Below are 388 nucleotides of genomic sequence, written 5' to 3' on the forward strand. Positions count from 1 at the left end.
TGACGGCACCATCACCGTCACAGGAACAGCCGAGCCCGGTGCCACCCTCACCATTACCTATCCCGATGGAACGACCGGAACGGTGATCGCCGATATCGCCGGACACTACAGCATCACCTCGCCCAGTGTGCAGACAACCGGCACGGTCACAGCCCTGGCCACCGATGCCGCCGGCAATGATGGGCCGGTGGCCACAGCGGTCTACACGGACGCTGTCGATCCCGCTGCCCCGTCGGTCACCGTCACCGGCAATGGTGACGGTACCATCACCGTCACGGGAACCGCAGAACCCGGTGCGACCCTCACCGTCACCTATCCCGATGGCACGACCGGGTCGGTGATCGCCGATGTCACCGGGCAGTACAGCATCACCTCGCCCGGTGTGCAG

Annotated in this window: 1 protein-coding gene; it reads left to right on the top strand. The window is 65.5% G+C overall.

Going from position 1 to position 388, the window contains the following annotated elements:
- On the top strand, positions 1–388 hold a 388-nt coding region (locus ASD32_RS29960), incomplete at both ends, for an Ig-like domain-containing protein (protein WP_244490067.1).

The sequence above is a fragment of the Rhizobium sp. Root483D2 genome, assembly GCF_001426685.1.
In the GTDB taxonomy this organism is placed as follows: domain Bacteria; phylum Pseudomonadota; class Alphaproteobacteria; order Rhizobiales; family Rhizobiaceae; genus Pararhizobium; species Pararhizobium qamdonense.